The organism is Gardnerella vaginalis 1500E (assembly GCF_000263595.1).
GTDB lineage: Bacteria > Actinomycetota > Actinomycetes > Actinomycetales > Bifidobacteriaceae > Bifidobacterium > Bifidobacterium vaginale_E.
Map to the genome: position 1 here is coordinate 1 of NZ_ADES01000012.1, position 15384 is coordinate 15384.

General features: G+C 40.3%; 11 protein-coding genes. 5 read left to right on the forward strand and 6 right to left on the reverse strand.

Annotation, left to right across the window (positions count from 1 at the left end):
- Both CGSMWGV1500E_RS02730 and CGSMWGV1500E_RS02725 read right to left on the reverse strand, forming a co-directional pair.
- Positions 1 to 821, reverse strand: an 821-nt coding sequence (locus CGSMWGV1500E_RS02730) for a ComF family protein (RefSeq protein WP_004128240.1), incomplete at its 3' end; no start/stop codon positions are given.
- Between the two features lie 119 nt (positions 822 to 940).
- Positions 941 to 1762, reverse strand: a complete 822-nt coding sequence (locus tag CGSMWGV1500E_RS02725; protein ID WP_004128241.1) for an HAD-IIB family hydrolase — start codon at positions 1760 to 1762, stop codon at positions 941 to 943.
- A 120-nt stretch (positions 1763 to 1882) separates the two neighbouring features.
- Here CGSMWGV1500E_RS02725 and CGSMWGV1500E_RS02720 point away from each other — a divergent pair, with 120 nt between their 5' ends.
- A complete protein-coding gene (locus tag CGSMWGV1500E_RS02720) occupies positions 1883 to 2311 on the forward strand; it encodes a metallopeptidase family protein (protein WP_004128242.1) in 429 nt (142 codons plus the stop codon).
- A 7-nt stretch (positions 2312 to 2318) separates the two neighbouring features.
- Here the strand turns inward: CGSMWGV1500E_RS02720 and CGSMWGV1500E_RS02715 are convergent, their stop codons facing one another.
- A complete protein-coding gene (locus CGSMWGV1500E_RS02715) occupies positions 2319 to 3893 on the reverse strand; it encodes a DUF5719 family protein (protein WP_004128251.1) in 1575 nt (524 codons plus the stop codon).
- Positions 3880 to 7275, reverse strand: a complete 3396-nt coding sequence (locus tag CGSMWGV1500E_RS02710) for a glycosyltransferase family 2 protein (RefSeq protein ID WP_004128254.1) — start codon at positions 7273 to 7275, stop codon at positions 3880 to 3882. The genes CGSMWGV1500E_RS02715 and CGSMWGV1500E_RS02710 overlap by 14 nt, the downstream gene beginning before the upstream one ends.
- Positions 7276 to 7474: 199 nt before the next feature.
- On the opposite strand from CGSMWGV1500E_RS02710, the gene CGSMWGV1500E_RS02705 reads away from it, so the two are divergent.
- The 4 genes from CGSMWGV1500E_RS02705 (at position 7475) to CGSMWGV1500E_RS02690 (ending at position 12763) form a co-directional block, all read left to right on the forward strand.
- Positions 7475 to 8890, forward strand: coding sequence for an LCP family protein (locus CGSMWGV1500E_RS02705; RefSeq protein ID WP_004128257.1), 1416 nt, complete (start codon positions 7475 to 7477; stop codon positions 8888 to 8890).
- A 90-nt stretch (positions 8891 to 8980) separates the two neighbouring features.
- Positions 8981 to 10354, forward strand: coding sequence for an LCP family protein (locus CGSMWGV1500E_RS02700; RefSeq protein WP_004128260.1), 1374 nt, complete (start codon positions 8981 to 8983; stop codon positions 10352 to 10354).
- Positions 10355 to 10464: 110 nt separating this feature from the next.
- A complete protein-coding gene (locus CGSMWGV1500E_RS02695; protein WP_230455187.1) occupies positions 10465 to 12366 on the forward strand; it encodes an FtsK/SpoIIIE domain-containing protein in 1902 nt (633 codons plus the stop codon).
- 124 nt (positions 12367 to 12490) lie between these two features.
- On the forward strand, positions 12491 to 12763 hold the full coding sequence (locus CGSMWGV1500E_RS02690) for a WhiB family transcriptional regulator (protein WP_004128264.1): 273 nt from the start codon (positions 12491 to 12493) through the stop codon (positions 12761 to 12763).
- 5 nt (positions 12764 to 12768) lie between these two features.
- On the opposite strand, the gene CGSMWGV1500E_RS02685 is transcribed toward CGSMWGV1500E_RS02690, so the two are convergent.
- Both CGSMWGV1500E_RS02685 and CGSMWGV1500E_RS02680 read right to left on the reverse strand, forming a co-directional pair.
- Positions 12769 to 14253, reverse strand: coding sequence for a sensor histidine kinase (locus CGSMWGV1500E_RS02685; RefSeq protein ID WP_004128266.1), 1485 nt, complete (start codon positions 14251 to 14253; stop codon positions 12769 to 12771).
- A 132-nt stretch (positions 14254 to 14385) separates the two neighbouring features.
- Complete coding sequence (locus CGSMWGV1500E_RS02680) at positions 14386 to 15348, reverse strand: L-lactate dehydrogenase (protein ID WP_004107125.1); 963 nt, start codon at positions 15346 to 15348, stop codon at positions 14386 to 14388.
- Between the last annotated feature and the right edge of the window lie 36 nt (positions 15349 to 15384).

Sequence of the window (15384 nt, forward strand, 5' to 3'; positions counted from 1 at the left end):
CCAGATATAACGCTTACTTTAGCTTTCTGCAATGCATAAACGCAGCTGCTCATTGTGGAACCCGTTGTAACAATATCGTCTATAATAATTGCCTCATGCTTTAAATTGCGATTATTTGATTGTTTTTTTAGCTTGCGATAATTAACACAAAAGGCATGCGAAGCTCTTTTAGACCTACCTCTAGATCCACTAGTTTGAACTGATTTTGAACTAATACTTGAATCCATGCGAACAATATTCGCAACCTTAGCTTCAATACCTTCGTTACACAATTTTTCAGCAACAATATTAGCAATTGGAATAATGTGACGACGTCCGCGACGCCTTGTAGACGAAGATGAAGACGGCATAGGAACTACCAATATTGGCCCATTACTATTAAAACTATTCTTTGAAGAGTTGTCTTTAATATTATTTCTAAAAACTTTTAATACAAGATTTGCAATAAGTAAGCCAAATATTTTGTCACATGCTGTATCTGCATGATCTTTCCACTGCAATATTGCGCGTCTAACAACACCCGAATAATCTCCGCAAGAATAACGATAACCAAAAGTCATGGAATTAAATTGAGCACGCTTGTTATGTTGAAAAGCGTCAACGCAATTTTCGCACAATACTAAATCAGGAGTATCGCAACCGGCACAGCCTCTTGGAAGTATCATATTATACAAAATAATTATTAAATTTAGCCAGCCGATTGAAGAATATACCTTTTCGCCAGCATTATTATTGCAAGATGCGCTATTGCAATATTTGCACAAAGATGCAGATGCGTGACATGCAACTCCCCTATTGCATGCCACGCTTTTAGCCTGCATCTTATTGTGGCTTATTTCATTGCGTCTCCCAGCCATAATGTAAGCATAAAATAGAATTATTTAACTATAAAAATAAAAAATGCCATTGTGGTTAAAAGCTATTTATTAAATATTTAAACCTAAGCACTTAAATAATTAAGAACTTTAGTGCAAAGAGTTAAAGTATTTTCAGGATTTTTAACGCGCACGGCTAAAGCTCCGGTAAAAGCGGTTGGATAATCGTTACCGCCTGGTTCCATATGATCTCCAATAAAAGTAATTTTTTTAATAGAAAAATCACAATATTTAGCTAATGTGAGTAATGCTTGAGCTTTATCATCGCCTCGCCTATACACGTCTACGCTCGTATCTCCTCCTTGACGAACCGCAAAATTCGGAAGCGATTGAGAAATTCTTTTAGCAAGCTGAGATTTTAGTTTTCCTTCTGGATCCCACGCTTTCTTATATTCAACTGGAGCAAGCTGACCCAATGCAGAAAAAGTTATTTGACTACCACGATTTTCAATTTGCTCTCCCCAAAGCATTGAATCTCCAGAAGCCTTCCACAACCCCATGCTTTCAGCACACTCCCGTATTACGGAAATAACATGTTCCGCTTGATTTGGATCAATTTTATGCTCATAAACACATTTCAAAGACTGTTTATTGTCGATTCTGTAATAGCTAGTGCCATTAGTAGGCATAATATGAAGATTTTCGAGATTAGTTCCTTCAGTAAGCATGTCTAGTATTTGACTTTTAACTAAAGATAATCTTCCGCCTGTAATAATAGCAACAGGAATTAAATCAACAATTTTACTAAAAGTCTCTGCCATTGAAACGAGCATAGGTTTCTTGGAACAAGCCAATGTGTTATCTAAATCAAAACCAATAAGAGAAGATTGGGCAATACTTAAGCCAAGATTTAACTCATTGCAATCATGCACTATTGGCTTAAGCATTCAGATTACTCCTAACTTTTAATACTATATAACAGTATCCTATATTGTGCTTATATTGCACACACCGTAAAAATAAAATTAATAATTAAGATTGCCCTAGCCTTCACCTACAGTGTAAGTATGACAGGTGTAATTTGGGAGGAACGTCGCTATAGAAACCGCCACGGGCGAGGCTTACGCGCACCAATATTTGGCACTAGGCTTCCACAATACCGTACTGCTAGCGCAATGTTTGATTCCATGGTAGCTGCACAAATTCGACGCCTTAATGGAGCTTGGAAGGCTCTTACAAAAGATGTTCAATTTGCTGTAGAAGATGTTCCACCATCTCAACCAATACTGTGGGAACATAATAGGCGCATTATGTCTCAAGCATTCCCTGCAAGTAGAGGAATGCAAGCTAGAATTGTATTGTATCGTCTTCCCCTATGCACTCATGTAACAAGCAGACTAGAGCTTCAATACGCTATTAGAGATGAGCTTGTGCAACGTTTAGCTGAATTATATGGGCGCAGGCCAGAAGAAATTGACCCTGATTGGGGAATATAATTATAGCTTATTGCACAATGTGATTGTCGCTATTAACATGCACCTGAGCTTGTTGCGGCTCCAATGATTGAGAAGCAAGCCAAGCAATACCAGCAACATCAGCTTTGTCTAAATCATCTTTACGAATTCTTGCAGACAGAGAAATATTTTTGCTTGATTTAACAGTAAACATTACGGCATTATGAGATATGTCTGATGCTGGAACGGTAACTACAGAATGTGCAGGAACGCTAACACGTTTCATTCCAGATGCGCCAACTGCTTGTAAGAATACTGAAGAATCAGAATCACTTGTTGAAGCAATATATAAAGTCGTTTCTTCAGCGCTTACAGGAGAAACAATTGCGCTAATTCCTTGAGAACGAGATGCGCTAATAAAAGCAATATCTGATTGGACATCTTTACCATCTCGAGAAACAGACATCATTGCAGACGTTTTAACAGAGCCGGTAATACTTAAAGCATGAACTTTTTCTGGAACTTTTCCAAGATCAATAACTTGCAAATTATGAGATTTTACAGATAAATCTTTTACTGTTTGAGCTCCAGAATCATTCATCCAAGAAATAGTCACTTTACCGTCTTTATCTGGCCACACATATGCTTTTGCTTGTTCTGACTCATTAATTCCAGACAAAACAGTTTCGTAAGACATAGCGCTTAAAGCTCGAATAATATCAACACCTTTCACTGTAAGTCCGCTCATATGAACCACTTTTACAAAAGCAGCAATAGGTGTTTGCTCACTTTCTACTTGAACGTACAATCCAGAAGATTTAGGCGCTGCAGCAGAAAGATCAAAATACGCGTGAGAGTGAGCTGGAACAGTAAAAGCACTTCCAGTAGATAGATTAATAGGATTACTTCCACGCTTAGCAGACCAAGCTCGCACACGCACTACTGTTGGTTTTGAAGCAGGATTAAAAGCCTCTAAACGAATAGAAACACCTTCACCTGACTCTGGAACCAAGAAAGTCTGTTTCATGGTAGGAATAGAGCAAGTTGTTGCGGACAATCCGCGAACATCACCTTTAGTTGCCCAAGATGCCATTGATGCCGCTATTCCTGTGCCAGAAGCAATGTTAGATAAACGCCCTTCTAAAACTTGCGCATCGTGATTTACATCTCCATCATAAGTAAGAGATGAAGTTCCGTCATTATTTAATTTTTTACTTAACAAAGTCGATTCGTCATTAGTATCACGAATATTGTGCACACTAGCACGATACACGTCACCAAAAGTCGAGTATCTAGCAGAAGATTGCAAGTCTCCTTCTGATTCGTTGTATTGGCTATCTCCGTATTGCGCCAAATCAGGTAGCGATAATCTAATAGGACATACAGATTGCAAGCGGCTAACACCAACACTGTGAGAAACACTACTAGTTGGAGCATTAGCATTATCTACAAAATTAGGCATAGTGCAACACAATGCAACAACACAAGCAACTACTAAAAGGAATATTGCGCTAAATGTTGCAAGAGCAGCAACGCCAATCATTTTATTATGTTGCTTAATTTCTGATTGCGCAGGCACTTCACCATGCTTTGAACTATCATGAGGATTTTTACGCCAACTCATCTAATTCCTCCTCATGCAAATCGTCAGAGCGCTCAATCATATTATGTCGCCCAAAACGAGGAACAGCTACCAAGCAATATACTAGCAATACGATTGCAGTGGACACTACCCAAGGTATTCTCCAAGTTAATGGCCTAGAACGATAATATGGGGATGTTTCTGAAAGCGACTTAGAATCTGGCATGCCATCAAACCTGCAATAAGTTCCTTGAGGCATAGATACTACTAATTGTGTGCTTTCAGATGCGTTTACATGCGCAATAAGACTATCCGTAGCTTCTTTATTTACCTTGCTTGGCTGAGGCTTGGAAGAAGGCTGAAGCAACTGCTGTATTGACATTTTTGATTCTGAAATTATTTTATGATTAACAGAATCTCCAACAATATAAATACCGCCAATACCTAACTGCTTTAGCGTTTCAATTGCACTATTATCTGCATGAGATAATAGTTGAGCTGCAGCACGAGATATTGCTTTGTTGCTTTGAGAATTTCCAAATATTACTTGTCGTACACGAAGAGCTGGAGATTGATCAATAGAATCTCCTTTAGAAGTGCGCATAACAGCAATAGATAGCTCATGATTATCTTGTGCACGCAAAGCAAGTATGCGATGAGTATCATCCTTACGCAAGTAATCAGTTACAACCATAGGTAGGCCATTACTACTTGCAGAGATTGATGTTGCCGGACCGTTTAATACCGTAAAAAGACCCAAAAGAACAGCCATAGCTAACATTCCACTTGCCAAAGCAGCACGAGCAATACGAATTACGTGACGTATAAAACGCTGTGCAGATCTGCGCATTGCGGCGCGCCTATCTGTACGAGTCTTATATTTTTCAGTAGATTTATAATCTTTATTCTTAGAAGCACGCAAAGGCTCAAAACGTCTAACAGCTTGGCCAGCAACCATGCACATGCATGCCAAAACACCAACAGTAGATAATGCGACGCCTGGCAAAACACTTGCAGCAACAGGGCCATTAATATCAGACGCAACAGCAATACGCTCAGCAACTAGAGCCAACGTCATTCCGCTAATAATCACAACCCACATCATTCTAGAAACACGCATAGCAAACGGAAGAACTAAAGATGCCACAGCCATAAATACTGCGAGAACAGCAAAAATCAGCATAATTATTGTTCGCAAGCTAAGCAATGGAGTGCTAATAGCAAAATGCGCAGAAGTCATATTGAAAGCTTGAAGAAGAACATCAATATAACCTTGAGCACGAGGAGCACCCTGTATGCTCCTTAACGGAACAGACATGCTGGAGAACAATTGACGCCACATGCCCGATTCTCCGTATCGAATAGCACTGCCTATTGTTGGAAGCAGTATCATAATCGACGGAATTGGCATAAGTAAAAACATAATCCTATGCGAACGCACCATAACAAATGACGCAATGAAAATAACAACAAGAGGCAAAACAAGTTGAGGTTCTGCAGCAACAGGAATCATAAAGCTTAGTGCAGCAAATGCAGCGCATTGAACAGAAGGCACAGGACGAACAGGATCTTCTGTTACGTACATTCCAACAGCATGGAAAGCAAACGCAAATGCTGCAGGCAAAAATACCATCGTCATTAGCATTGGCAAATCGCCGCGAGCAAATAAACCAAAGGCCATTGCAATCATAGTCCAGCAAATTCCAGCACAAACACGCACAGTGTCGGAACGTGTAAACACGCCTGCCAATGCCCAGAAGCTCAAACACATCGCTGGAGCGGCTAAGAAGAACATTAGTGTAATAGCAAGTAGCGGGTTTGCACCAACTAATACTGAAGAGAATAGCCAAATACTAAGCCACGGAGAAGGAGGAATAGCAGGGCCAAAGCCATCATCAGGAACCCATGATCCAATTGCAGCATTCCATAATTGATTAAAATCAGCACCTGTAGGAAGCCATTGCTGAGAATACCAGGATGCTCCACCTAAAATGTCACGCCAAGGAGAACCATATAAATGCAATATAACTGCGAAAAGCAAAAGCGACGCAAGAATAACGGCACTCCAACGTCTTAATACACGATCATGCAAATGACGTCTTGCTAAAGGACTTAATAACACACAATGCTGCTGCGCTTTGAACGCTGCACTACGATCTTTCCATCGTGCAACTTGACGCCGGTCTGCGATTAGTTGTGTAAGTTTTTTAAGAGGAACACGAGTGTTTCTGGCTACTCTCCTACGAGCAAACATGGCACGCGGGAACTGAATAAGAGCAAGCCATGGCAAAATAAGACGCACCCAAGCAGCGTAAGGATGTTTAGCAAGCAAGGAGCGTAAAGCACCGACTAACGCCACCGGTAAACTAAAAATCCACATAAATGGCCATAAAATCATACGTACATCAGTGTATTTGTAACGCTGATTGGCAATAAGCGAAGGAGCTACACCATGTCTAAGTCCGGATTTTTCTTCCGTCCTAGCCTCGCCGCCGCGAGTACGCAAACCCTCTAAACGAGCTCGTCTGTGAGCAATACGAGCAGAGGGAACTACAACTACTCTCCCGCCAGATAAAGATACTCGACGACAAAAATCTCTAGATTCACCAAAAGTTGTCATCCATGGTTGCGTGCCACGCAAAGTCTGCCACGCTGTCAATGTAACTAAAGCTCCAGCTAAAGATACTGCGTATACATCTCCACGACCGTCATACTGTTCTTGATCCGGTTCACCGTCAACGGTAAGAGTGTGAACGCTGTGATGCCAAGCATACATTCCAACATTGTGAAGAATATTTCCTTGCCAATCAATCTGTTTTGCGCCTAATACAGAAGCAGTAGGATTATTTCTCCAAGTTTCTCTTAATGCTTCCAAACAGTGCGAATCAGCCGGGCGAGAATCGTCATGAAGAAGCCACAATGCCGAAATTCCTTTGCATGGCATAAGCTTACGCAATGATTTCTCAATAGCATCACCAAAAGAGTGGGCAGAGGAAACAGGAATAATAACTACTCGAACTGTTTTTAATTCTAAATCGTTATTGTGTTGAATATTTGCCCTATATTTAGCGTCTCTATTATTGGCTTTGAATTTACTATTAGGATCAAGTAAATATCTATTAGATTTATTAGAAGTTGGAAGAACATTTCCTGAAAGCACGTTTGAGTCAATTTGTACTTCCATTGTTGTTTGCATAACCTGCTTAACTCTACTAGCGCAATCAACAATAACAAGAGTTCCTGGAAGAACTGACTGATTTAATACAGCTTTTAAAGTATCTTCATAAAATCTTGTGTCACGCTCAACACACATCATCGCCATTATTGAAGAATCTACATCAGTAGGACGCGATGATTTTGCAGCAGAAAGAACTCGCAAAACTTCGTCTTCAAATGTACATGTATGAGCGGTTAGTAAATCCATAGTTACCAGTTTACGCAAGGGGTAGGTATCCAGCAAAACACGCCATAAATATATAGACACAATATTCAGGTTAAATCTCAATACTTTGTACTATAGTTAGCCTCTATATGTGTTCTTTCATGTACCACTTTATTTCTGAGTGAACACAGATAAAAATTACGTAATATAAAAGGCTTTTATTATTGTGAAAGAAGGTACCATGGTGACTTCACGATATCCTGAAGGCATGCGGTACCAGCGCAACTATGATTGGAATCGCGCAGTCCCACACCATAGTCTTGGCTACAAAGTTGTAAACCACGCTCGCACAATACTGTGCATGATTATTGTTTTTATACTTACTTTCTTCTCAACTATTCTTGCAGCTACTTGGTTAGATTTTTCTTCAACTGTTAGCAATCGAGTTATAAACATCATTAGCGAAGATAGTCAAGCACACCAAGTTATTGACGCAAATGCTGGAAAGCCTGTAACATTCCTAGTTCTTGGTCAAGATTCACGAGATGGAAATAATCAGAGTTTTACGCACGATGGAGAAACAGGCGATCATCAATCTGACACAACAATGGTAGTTCAGATTAGTGCAGATAGATCCTATATGAATATTGTTTCTATTCCGCGCGATTCTATGGTAAACGCCCCTGCTTGCGATACCACTAACGGAAAAATTCCTGCACGCAAGCACGTAATGTTCAACTCCATTTTTGCTATCGGATACGCGCAGGGAGGAGATTTAGCTTCGGCAGCATCCTGCTCACTAAAAGCAGTAAATTCTTTAACTGGCTTGAATATTCATCACTTTATTGTTGCTGACTTTAGCGGATTAAGTAATATGATTGACGCTATTGGCGGTGTTTCATTGTGCATTCCAAGCGACACTCGTGACGCTTATACGGGAGTGAACTTTAAGCAGGGTATGCAGCATTTAAACGGCAGGCTTGCTACACAATATGCTCGAATGAGGCACGATACTGCAAGCGACGGTTCGGATATTATGCGCACAACAAGGCAGCAGTATTTAATCAAACAGCTTATGCATCAAGCTTTATCTAAGAATCTATTAACTCAAAGTGGCGAATTGTATCAGCTAGCTAAATCCGCTTTAAGTGCATTAAATATTAGCGAAGGATTATCTAATCCAAGTACGCTTGTTGGTCTTGCTTTAAGTATGCGCAAATTAGATACTTCTCATATTTATGCTCGAACTATTCCTGTTGTTCCTGATTCTTACGACCCGAATAGAGTTGTGTGGTCTGACGAGGCGGATGACATTTGGGAAAAGATGCGAGAAAATAAACCTTTGACACTAAAACAGCAGTACGTAAAAAATGATAAAAAGCGTACTAAAAATTCGTCAAAGGATTCTACTAGCAACGAAGATATAAGCGAAAACGATAAGTTAAATAACTCTCCTGAACATAAGAAGCCTGCTGGAAAAATTAATCCAAAAACTGGATTAGTAAAGAACGAGCAAGGACAGCTTATAGATCCAAATACTGGAGGAATAGTAAATCCTGAAAATGGTACTATTCACGATGCTCAAACTGGACAGTATGTTGGTATTGCAGACAAGTATGTTAATAACGTTTTATGTGCTGTTCCTCGTGGAAAATAGTTAAGTTTTTAGAAAATAAATATTTCTGAAAGCACATGTTGGCTTCACAATATGGTTTTAATAAAATAGATTAAAGCATTTGGAGGATGCATGGATTCGCAACTGCACAGGGATTATTCAGAAAGCGGAGATAATCCGCCTAGCTTCACCCCTTCGCACAATAACGACTCATCACATGCGAATATTCCACCAAGTTTTACACCAAAACGAGGAAGAAAAGCAAAAAAATCTCCTGATGCAACAATATCTAAATCTAAGCCATCTGCAAAATCCTTTGCACCATCTTTTACCCCAGAATCTGCTCCATCATTTGCACCATCTTTTACTCCGGCAGGTTCTAGGAAGCGCATAGCACAAGCTTCAACTAGGCAAGCAAACAGAACAGCTACATATGCACAATCTAAAAACGAAATTCGCCCGCAGAAAATAAGACAATCTTTATATCAACGTGCAAAAGTTGAGTCTGCGCAAAACGTTAACGAAAATATTTCTGCAGCAATAAAGGACCGAGAACACAAACCACACCTCTTTTTGAAAACATTTATTGCGCTTATTGCTATTATTGCAATATCTTGCGTCGGTTTAGGAGCATACTCATGGAATTGGGTTGATTCTCACATAAATCGCACTACTTGGCTTACCAATACTCCAAGCACTCAAGGAACTTCATGGCTTATACTTGGTTCTGATCAGCGAGAAGGCGAAGAAGCTAAAGAAATAACCGGTTTTAGAACCGACACTATTCTTGTATTAACTAAACCATCTAATGGAAACAGCTCACTAATTTCTATTCCTAGAGATTCATTAGTGTCTGTTAATGGAGAAAAAGTTAAGATCAATAGCGTTGCACAGTTTGCTGGAAACAAAGCGCTTACTTCGATTGTTGAAAAGATTACAGGACACCGTATTGACCATGTTGCAGAAGTACGTTTTGGAGGCTTAACTAATGTTGTTGATGCCATTGACGGCATTGACTTATGCTACAACAGAACTGTAAACGATAGATTTAGCGGATTAAATTGGACTGCTGGGTGTCATCATGCTGATGGAAAAACAGCTCTTGCTTTTTCGCGTATGCGATACGCTGACCCTGAGTCTGATTTTGGTCGCGCCGCCCGACAGCGCATGGTTATTGCCGCTATCATGAAAAAAGCTTTAGACAAAAAGACCATCACTAATTTTGGTAAGGTAAAAAAGCTTGCCGAAACTGGCCTTTCATCCGTTCTTTTTGACGAAAAATCAAACCCTGGTAGCCTATGGCAGATGGCTCAAGCTTTTAAGGAAGCCACAAGTGCAAAAGGCATAACCGGCACAGTTTATTGGACTAATCCTGATTATCAAGTTCCAGGAGTCGGATCTTGCGTTCTGCTAGATGATGCTAAAAATCTTGAATTATTTAATCAGCTTGCAGAAGGCACGCATAAACCTGGAGCTGTTGGACCTCTTGCAGAATTACAGCAGTAAAATTTGCATAATTTAGTTACAAAGCTTTTAACCACAATCTTAAACAAGTCTTGAAAGTTGTTACTAAACGCTGACATCATACTTTTATGATTAGCGAAACTAACACAACAATGACTACAAGCAAAGTTCTGCTATACGTGCAAATGGCAGCAAGCATAGTACCAATATTCGCTCATATTGCATTACTAATAATGGCTTGGATTCAGAATAATTGGATGATGCTAGCGATGATTATACCTAGCATCATGATGTATATTGCAAGCCTAGTTCCGCAAATATTGCAATACATAAATCAGAAACAATACGAGCAGAAAATTCAGAATACTCAACAATCTAATAGCGAATCACAACTTTCGAACATTCATGAAAGTAATGTTATTTACGGGCAAAAATATGTAGAAAACTTGCCAGATACGCTTACTCCAGTTAGTTTGGAAACGCTTCTTATGACGAGATCAGATAGCTCAAGCACGCAACTGCCATGGAAAACTGTTTTGCATGAATGGTTAAAACATTCAGATACTGATTTATTAAATTTTGATTATAAATCAAACTCTTATGTGCGAAAACTTACACAAACTAAATCAACAAAAAACCAGCTTATTGCTCCATTAGGAATTGGCTACAACGGCTACTGCTACATAGATTTAATAAGTAACGGTCCGCATGCTTTAGTAGCAGGAACTACAGGATCTGGAAAATCCGTATTGCTAACAACATGGTGTTTAGCTTTAGCGTTTCAATATTCTCCACAACAATTACGTTTCGTTTTCCTAGATTTCAAAGGAGGAGCAACTTTCGACATACTCTCTAAACTTCCTCACTCTATGGGAAATGTTGGTGACTTAAATTTGCGCCACGCAACAAGAGCTTTACGAGGTCTTGAGTTGGAATTAGACCGTCGAGAGCGTCTTGTGTCCATGCAAGGATGCCATAATATTTCGCAAGTTACTCCGTCTGAACCTTCACTACTTATTGTTATTGACGAATTTCACGCATTAAAAGATCAGCTTCCAGACTACATGCCACGACTTATTCGCATAGCATCGGTAGGCAGGTCTCTTGGGATGCATATTATTGCCGGAACTCAAAATCCTCTTGGACAAGTAAGCGCAGATATGAAAGCTAATATTTCTATTAATATTTGTTTAAGAGTTAGAGACTCGCTTCAATCTCAAGAATTATTAGGAACTTCTCATGCTGCAAAAATTAGCCCGAATACTCCTGGAAGCGCATATTACAATATTGGAGAAGGAGTAGAAGCTTTACGATGCGCACAAAGTCGTAACGCAAAACGTTTAGTTAAAGCAATACAATTTGCCGGTAAATTCTGCTATTTAGAACACTCTAAAACATTATTCAGCGCTCCTCTACCGTCAATACTTTCTTCAAAACAACTTGAAAACTACAAGTATGAAAATTACGAAAATAAATATTTTGCTAAAAAAATTAATCAAGAAGGTGTAGATTCTTCAGCAAGCGACGAATCAGTTGTTATTGGATTGCAGGATGACAGTATTAACCTATTTGAAGCAAAAATACCTTTGAACCTTGGAAATATTGCTATTATTGGCGGCAGACAGCAGGGCAAAAGCACAATATTGCGCATAATATCGCAAAAATTACAAACGCAAGTATATTCAGCAAACGAAATAACAGCTCAAGAAGCTGATTATATTCGAGACACTACTAAGCCTGTGCTAATAGATGATGCAGATGAACTACTTGATCCGCTTAATACTAAAGTAGCGGCTATTTCATTGCAAAACAGATTGCACAGCTTAGGTGCGCCTGTAATTCTAAGCGCTCAAAGCGCACGCTATTTGCGATTGCCAGAACAGGCTCCAGTTAGAATAATTTTCCCAACTGGAGATATTGGTACGGATGCATTGCTTGGCATACCTTCTGCATTGTCTAAAACCTTTAGCATTGAAGATTATCAGCTTCCAGGAAGATGCGTTCTTGTTACTCCAGGAACCGCAAATTTGACCCAAATAGCACTCCCCAACTAAAAGAAAAAATAAAAATTTTTAATAAAGATGCAAAATACCTTGAAAAAACTTCTTATTCATGATTTCCTTACATTCAGGGGTACTTCTAAGACTCACCGCTTTGGTTAAGAAATGAGGATTAGTCATGAGCAATGTGTTTGATTGGCGTTTGGCAGCTGCATGCCGTGATAAAGATCCTGAACTGTTCTTCCCTCTTGGCAATGCTGGCATGGCATTACAGCAGCTCGAAGAAGCAAAAGCTGTATGCCGTTCGTGCAATGTTGCAACAGAATGCTTAAAATGCGCGTTGGAAACGAACCAAGATTACGGCGTTTGGGGCGGCTTAAGCGAAGACGAGCGCAGAACGCTAAAACGTCGCGCTTTGAGAGCACGCAGGCATCAAGACTCAGAGTTGTAGTCTTTCTACTCAATACCAGATACGCGCAATTTAATATCCAACACTACGCGAGTGCCGCCTTCTCTTCTAGCAGACCAGCGCACAGTACCGCCAAAATCATTGGTAACAAAAGTATTTATAAGCTGAGTTCCCAATCCAGATCCTGAAGGTTTCGCCATTCCGTGAGATGCTTCACTGTCAATACCGTCACCATCATCTTCAACAACAATATTAAGATTGTCTCCTCCGCGTCCAACAGCAATACGAATATGACCATTTTCGCGGCCTTCAAAACCGTGTTCAACAGCATTCGTCACAAGCTCAGTAAGCACAAGAGATAATGGAGTTGCATCCTGTGCTGCAAGACGCCCAAACTTACCAACAAAATCAATATCAATATTTTGATTCTGCGATGCAAGTTCAATAGACATCTTTAGCAAGCTTGAAATAACTTTATCAAAGTCAACAATTTCGTCAGCAGTCTGACTTAAGCCTTCATGCACCAAAGCTATAGTCTGAACTCGTCTTTGAGCTTCCTCAAGCTCTTTTCTTACTTCAGCAGATTTTGTTTTACGAGCTTGCAAACGAAGCAAAGCAGAAACAGCCTGCAAATTATTTTTCACACGATGATGAATTTCCGAAATAGTAGCATTTTTAGTACGCAACTCTTGTTCACGGCGCAAAACTTCCGTAACATCGCGGCACAAAACAACCGCACCCACGCGATTATTCGGCCCAAATAAAGGCAAAGAGCGCATAGAAACTATAGAACGGTTAGCTTCAAGCTCACAATCAACATCTGCTTTACCACTTAAAACAAGAGGCAAGCTTTCAGGAACATTATCGTTTGTGTGCAGCAGACGCGTGCCAAATTCGCTCAAAAACTCGCCTTGCATTGTATCTAAGCCACCAAGCCTACGGAAGCAGCTAATAGCATTAGGAGAAGCGTAACGGACCACACCATCGGCCTCTAAAACAATAAAGCCGTCAGAAACACGAGCATTATGACGTTGATTTAGAACAGATTCATGATATGGGAATTGTTCGCGTGCAATCATATCGAATAAAGTTTTACCAGCATTAATACTTTCCATTTCGTAGCGACCATTAGATTCTCTAGTTGCTAAATTAGTTTCGCGCATAACTAATCCAAGAGTTTTTCCACGGTGACGAACAGGAGCATAAACGTAGCATACTGTTGCTCGACCAATTGAGCGCAAGGTTGACGAATGGAAGCTTGTTTCTGATTTCATTGCTTCATCAAGTTCCGGAACAAGCGAATCGTCCATTTTTTTGCCAAGTAAATCATCCGTTCGCAATGTAATAGCTGTTGAAGGGCGGCATTGCTCGGCAACAACATATTCTCCGTCTCCATTTTGAATAATAAGCAGTAAATCAGCAAAACTTAAGTCAGCTATAACTTGCCAATCAGCAACTAAATGATGTAACCATTCGCGATCACTGTCGTTAAAATCAGGACGAGTAGCGAGAATATGAGAAAAATCAGCCATGAGATAATCATATATCGTACTCACAGAAAATATTGCTCGGTATGTTGATAGAAGCAATACAAAAACCGCTTCTTCACAGTTTAAGCAAAGAAGCGGTTTATTTATTAAATATTAGTTTTAAGATTCTAAAAACTAGAAGCCAAACTTAGCAGCTGTTTCGCGCAAAGTCTCTGCAGAACGCTTCAACGCAGCCAACTCACGATCAGAAACTGGAGTGTTTAGACGAGAGTTTACACCATTGCGATTAAGCAAGGTTGGCACAGACATGCACACGTCGGAAATGCCGTGGAAGTCATCAAGCAAAGAAGATACTGGCAAAATGCGGTTGGTGTCACGAAGAACAGCCTCAACAATATCTACGCCAGACATTGCAATAGCGTAGTTTGTAGCACCCTTACCGTTGATAATCTTGTAAGCAGCGTTAACAACTTCCTGGTGAATCTCCTCGCGCTTAGCAGCATCCAATGGCTCGTGGCCTGGAAGAGCGTTCCAATCGCACATTGGAACACCACCAATGGTTGCAGAAGCCCACAGTGGAACTTCAGAATCACCGTGCTCGCCAGCAATATAAGCGTGAACATTCTTAACGTTTACGCCAGTGTGCTGAGCGATAAGGAAGCGAAGACGAGCAGAATCAAGGTTGGTTCCAGAACCGAACATTTGGTTTGCTGGAAGACCAGAAAGCTTCATAGAAACGTGGGTTACAACATCAACAGGGTTGGTGATTAACATGTAGATTGCGTTAGGAGCAACCTTGACCACGTTTGGAATGATTGACTTCATGATGTTGATAGTTGCGCCTGCAAGCTCCAAACGAGTTTGACCTGGCTTCTGGCGAGCGCCAGCGGTAATAACAACCATGTCAGCGTCACGGCAAATCTCAACATCATCAGAACCGGCGATAGAAACTGCAGGATAGAAGCTAGAACCATGCTGCATATCCAAAACTTCAGCTTCAACACGTTCCTTAGCAATATCTTCAAGCACAATCTCACGAGCAACACCGCGCTGCGCAGCAGCGAAAGCGAGAGTAGAACCGACTGCACCAGCACCAATAATTGCAAGCTTCGTTGGCTTAACCTGCGAACTCACCATGAGCAAAAACCTCTTTTCGGCAACCTATTAAACCCT

What these genes read in the sequence shown, in the direction of transcription:
- CGSMWGV1500E_RS02680 (WP_004107125.1), bottom strand. Translation starts at nt 15,348, where the DNA reads ATGGTGAGTTCGCAGGTTAAGCCAACGAAGCTTGCAATTATTGGTGCT.
- CGSMWGV1500E_RS02725 (WP_004128241.1), bottom strand. Translation starts at nt 1,762, where the DNA reads ATGCTTAAGCCAATAGTGCATGATTGCAATGAGTTAAATCTTGGCTTA.
- CGSMWGV1500E_RS02715 (WP_004128251.1), bottom strand. Translation starts at nt 3,893, where the DNA reads ATGAGTTGGCGTAAAAATCCTCATGATAGTTCAAAGCATGGTGAAGTG.
- CGSMWGV1500E_RS02695 (WP_230455187.1), top strand. Translation starts at nt 10,465, where the DNA reads ATGACTACAAGCAAAGTTCTGCTATACGTGCAAATGGCAGCAAGCATA.
- CGSMWGV1500E_RS02700 (WP_004128260.1), top strand. Translation starts at nt 8,981, where the DNA reads ATGGATTCGCAACTGCACAGGGATTATTCAGAAAGCGGAGATAATCCG.
- CGSMWGV1500E_RS02690 (WP_004128264.1), top strand. Translation starts at nt 12,491, where the DNA reads ATGAGCAATGTGTTTGATTGGCGTTTGGCAGCTGCATGCCGTGATAAA.
- CGSMWGV1500E_RS02685 (WP_004128266.1), bottom strand. Translation starts at nt 14,253, where the DNA reads ATGGCTGATTTTTCTCATATTCTCGCTACTCGTCCTGATTTTAACGAC.
- CGSMWGV1500E_RS02710 (WP_004128254.1), bottom strand. Translation starts at nt 7,275, where the DNA reads ATGGATTTACTAACCGCTCATACATGTACATTTGAAGACGAAGTTTTG.
- CGSMWGV1500E_RS02720 (WP_004128242.1), top strand. Translation starts at nt 1,883, where the DNA reads ATGACAGGTGTAATTTGGGAGGAACGTCGCTATAGAAACCGCCACGGG.
- CGSMWGV1500E_RS02705 (WP_004128257.1), top strand. Translation starts at nt 7,475, where the DNA reads ATGGTGACTTCACGATATCCTGAAGGCATGCGGTACCAGCGCAACTAT.